The sequence below is a fragment of the Companilactobacillus crustorum JCM 15951 genome (genome assembly GCF_001434585.1).
Lineage (GTDB): Bacteria > Bacillota > Bacilli > Lactobacillales > Lactobacillaceae > Companilactobacillus > Companilactobacillus crustorum.
The window spans coordinates 1-4,762 of record NZ_AZDB01000064.1 but is presented as its reverse complement, the minus strand read 5'-3'; the positions used below and the strand labels follow the sequence as shown (position 1 = coordinate 4,762).

The 4,762-nt window shown below is 35.2% G+C and carries 4 protein-coding genes and 1 pseudogene; all 5 read right to left on the bottom strand.

All coding sequences use genetic code 11. The annotated features are described in order from the left end of the window. Positions 1–39 precede the first annotated feature (39 nt). Positions 40–981: a PTS mannose/fructose/sorbose/N-acetylgalactosamine transporter subunit IIC gene (locus FD26_RS10470; protein ID WP_057868370.1), complete on the bottom strand. Its 942-nt coding sequence runs from the start codon at positions 979–981 to the stop codon at positions 40–42. A 25-nt stretch (positions 982–1,006) separates the two neighbouring features. Then, on the bottom strand, positions 1,007–1,495 hold the full coding sequence (locus tag FD26_RS10465; protein WP_057868369.1) for a PTS sugar transporter subunit IIB: 489 nt from the start codon (positions 1,493–1,495) through the stop codon (positions 1,007–1,009). A 33-nt stretch (positions 1,496–1,528) separates the two neighbouring features. Further along, complete coding sequence (locus FD26_RS10460; protein ID WP_057868368.1) at positions 1,529–2,245, bottom strand: GntR family transcriptional regulator; 717 nt, start codon at positions 2,243–2,245, stop codon at positions 1,529–1,531. 325 nt (positions 2,246–2,570) lie between these two features. Continuing rightward, a complete protein-coding gene (locus tag FD26_RS10455; protein ID WP_057868367.1) occupies positions 2,571–3,494 on the bottom strand; it encodes an L-lactate dehydrogenase in 924 nt (307 codons plus the stop codon). Between the two features lie 154 nt (positions 3,495–3,648). Then, positions 3,649–4,563: pseudogene (locus FD26_RS10450) on the bottom strand (L-lactate dehydrogenase). Positions 4,564–4,762: the final 199 nt, after the last annotated feature.

Below are 4,762 nucleotides of genomic sequence, written 5' to 3'. Positions count from 1 at the left end.
GCGTTCGGATTAATTTTACAATCTACCAATTCATATTCGTTATTCTTCTTCATCACCGTCTACCTCCCCGTTAGCATCTTCAATTTCATCGTCTTCGTCTTCATCTTCATCGTCAGAACCACTGTTATTAGAACCAGCAGCTGGGCCAGCAGTATTAATTTTGGCCATTGATTTCTTATATTCAAGAATGGCAAAAGCACCACCGATTAAGGCAATAGCTAACATTGGAAGAGCATTGAATGTTGTTGTAAAGGCTTTACTTGCAGCACCCAAACCTGTACCTAAAGCTTGGATATTTGTAAATACTGTTGATAGTAGAGCTGTAATTGTGAAACCAAGGATCAAGTAAGCAATGTGTTTCTTAACTGGTAGATAGTGAAGCAAGATGGCAAAACCAACAGCAGGAAGTGTAGCACCGGCTGTTTGAAGACCAGTATTTAACCATTGAAGGTCTCCATTTAGATATGTAACCATAGTCTTAACAACACCTTGACCTAGAGCTAAGGCTAGAAATACAGGAATACCACGTGATAAGCACCATGGCAAAGCACCCATGATTGTATGTCTTTCAATACCTTTGTAATTGAAGTTTTCAATATCCTTATCAACTTTGTGCTGGAAATATGTATTAGCAAATCTAGCAAGAATATCAAATGATGTTAGAAGTGCGGCAACTGGAACACCAATAGCAGCAATAGCTGTAGCAGCTTTCATACCAGTACCGATTGAAAAGGCTGTAGCTAAAACAGTACCTGAGTTAGCATCAATCTTAGAAGCACCACCGAATGTACCAACACCTAAAACAGTTAATTGAAGAGCAGCACCAATAATAAGTCCAGTCTTCATATCACCCATGATCAAACCAGAAATCATTCCGGCCCAGACAGGTTGACTTAATGATGAATTCATTTGTAATTCATCGTAGATGTTATACATGGAATATGCTGTTAAAAGCAATATTTGAACAATTGTAAAACTCATAGTTCATTCCCCCGATTGAAAATCTTTATTTTTTATAATCTTTCAAGATACTTGCAAAGTCTTTGATTGGGTCACTTGGAACCATTTGCGCAGTAATCTTAACCCCTGCATCAAGAATTTCATGGAATGCATCGTAATCGGCATCCGTAACATTGATTGATTGTGTCAAATGTTGAGAATCATCCTTTTGAGACATGTTACCAACATTAATAGTGTCAAATTTAACGCCATTCTTGATCATTTCTACAAGAGTTTCAGGTCTCTTAACAACAAGGAATACTTTTTGTGAATCATACTTGCCGGCTAAGATATTTGCTGAAGATTTTTTAGTACCTAAAATACTTAGGTTAACCCCAGCAGGTTTGGCTAATTTAAGGGCAGTCTTTTGAATATCGCTCTTTATAATTTCGTTATCAACTACCATGATTCTTGATGCTTGTAATTTAGTTGTCCATAAATTAGCTACTTGTCCGTGAATTAATCTTTCATCAATTCTTACTGCAATAATACCCATATCTTTATACCTCCAAATATTAACTACTCTTCTTTAGGATTTTTTACTAATATCATGACGAATGTGATAAGCAAATTGATCGCTTCTCGCCACGCTTAAAGTAAATTCAATAATTTGATTATGTGGATCATACGTTTGTCGTCTGAGATTCAGGCAAGGTGCGCCTTCTTTAATCTGTAAATATTTACTATCGTTGACACTAATAATGCCAGCCAAAAAATATTCATCAGCGTAATAAACTTGCTCATTGAACTCTTCGGCAAAAACTGAATACAAAGAATGATTGTTCAACATTGATTCAGTCATTAAACTGAAGTGATCAGCCGGTAGATAAGTTTTCTCTAACATAACAGGAATATCGTCAGCATAGCGAAGACGCTTTATCTTAATTATTTGACTGCCCACTTCAGTTTCCAAATTCTTAGCGAAGTAAGCATTGGCCTCCTTTCGCTCGAAACTAAGAATTTTGGTTTGTGGTCTTTTTCCCAGCGAAATCATCTGCTTGTTGAAACTGTAACTACTATTCAAATCACTATTGAGATCAACCCTATTAACAAAAGTCCCCTTACCATGAACTCGGCGAATCATCCCAGTAACTTCTAACTCCATCAAAGCAGCTCTGACAGTTGTTCTAGATAATTCATATCTTTCAGCTATCTCCCTTTCAGAAGGCAATTTAGCGTTGGCTGGTAAAGTTTGAATGTAATTAGTCAGCAAGTTGATTAACTGTTCTTGAAGAGTAATTTTCATACGAATCGAATCCTTTCTGGTATCAACCACAAGACCATTGTATCCGGTTACAGAAGATAAAACAGCAACTGGGATAGACCATTAAAATGGTGGTTTATCAGCTAAAATCAACCATATCAAGGAATATGGTCCTCAAAAAGCCAAGTGGTACTTTTTTTAATAACGCTTTCAAAAGATACCACTTGGCTAATTGGTCTTACCAATTTTTCATATGTATACCTTTTTTTCATTAGTAAATTATTTATCTATTTGCTTAAAACTGAGCAATAAAAAAAACGTAGCGTTATAACTACGTTTTTTTGACAACTTCTTACCAATATATACATTATTTAACTTCTTGAGGTAACTTACTTTTAATAAAGTCAGCTGAATATTGTAATTTATCTAATTCTTCTTGTGGCAGATCTAATTGAACTTGTTGAATAATTCCGTCACGACCAATAACAGCCGGATATGACAAGTAAACACCATATTCCTCACGATAATTAGAGACTGGCAGTTCAATATGAGCGTCGTTCAAAATCGCCATGGTTAGTCTAACAGCAGCTGTTGAAATACCATAGTTAGTATATTTTTTGCCACTAAATACCGTGAAACCGCCCATTCTTATATCATCATTCAGCTTATCCAAATCTAAACCATCTTTTTGAGCCCATTCAGTAATTGATTGTTCCAAAACTTTAACTGTTGACCAGGCCGTAAATTGAGAATTCCCATGTTCACCCAAATTATATCCTTGTACTGAACGAGGATCGACATTCAAAGCAGCCCCAACTGCACGTTTCATACGTGCCGAATCCAGCAACGTTCCAGTTCCCATGACATGTTTTTTAGGCAACCCCGTAACCTTTTGATAAATTGATACCATAACATCATTAGGATTACTGATAACAACTATTTTTCCATCAAATTCAGTTTTGGCAATTTTTTTAGCCACTTCATTCACTGCGTTACCTGTAAACTTCAATTCTGCAAAACGATCTGGCTTTACTTGATCTTGTAATTTAATATTTCCTACAGCAGAGATAATTACATCGGTATTATCTAATTGAGAGTAATCATTAACAAAGATGTTTGTATGGAACGGTAAATTAGCCATTGCATCTTCAAAATCCAAGGCGTCGGCTTTTACTTTCTTGTCATTAATATCAATCAAAACTAAATCATCAACGAAACCATTGGCAACAATATAGTGAGCACAGGCTGCACCAACATTACCCATTCCAATAATAGCTACTTTTCTTGTCATATAAATTACCTCGCATCTAAAAATTAATTTGTGACTGCAATTATACTCTAATTTCATTAAAAAAATATTAATAATAGGCAATTAATTTAAAAATTTGCAAATCGTATACAAAAAACCTGATCACAAAACAGTGACCAGGCTCTGCATATAAAAATTATTTATTAAGATTCTTTTTAATATAATCAGCTGAATATTGTAACTTATCTAATTCCTCTTGTGGCAAATCCAATTGCAATTGTTTCAAGATACCATCACGACCGACAATTGCTGGATAGGATAAGTAGACGCCATATTCTTCACGATAATTAGAAACTGGCAATTCAATTCTAGCATCGTTCAAAATAGCTAACGATAACCTAACTGCAGCCGTCGAAACACCATAGTTAGTATAGCCTTTACCATCAAAGACGGTAAAACCACCCATTCTGACATCTTCATTAATTTTTTCCAAATTCAAGCCTGACTCTTTAGCCAATTTTTCAATTGGTTGATCAATAACTTTGACCGTTGACCAAGCTGTGAATTGGGAGTTACCATGCTCACCCAAATTGTAACCAGAAACTGAACGAGGATCGACAGAAAATGCTTTACCTACCGCACGTTTCATTCTAGCAGAATCTAGCAAAGTACCTGTTCCAATAACCCGTTCTTTGGGGAACCCTAAAATTTGTTGATACATGGAAGTCATAACATCATTAGGATTACTAATTACCACCATAATCCCATGAAAATTTGTTTGCTTAATCTTATTAGCCACATCAGTAACCGACTCGCCAGTTGGATTTAATTCACCAAAACGATTAGGATGGTCGCCACCAATCAACTTGATATGTCCAACGGCCGAAATAATGATATCAGCATCATCCAATTGATTATAGTCATTCACAAAAATATTTGTATGGGAAGGTAAATTAGCCATTGCATCCTCAAAATCCAATGCATCAGCTTTTACTTTCTTTTCGTTTTAATCAATTAAAACTAAATCATCGACGAAGCCACCAGCAACAATATAGTGAGCACAAGCTGCACCAACGTTACCCATACCAACAATTCCAATTTTTCTTGTCATAAAATATATTCCTCACAATCAAATATTTTAATTTTCAGTGACATAGTACTACTTAATTATATAGAAATAATTAATCCAAAACTAATTAGTTTTATTAAAAAAGTTTCAAATAAAGACTTTCATGGTTCTTTCTCAAATTTGGTTATAGCGTGAGTATACTAACTGGTGTAGTTGAAATATGCCATCGTCCGCAAAAAAT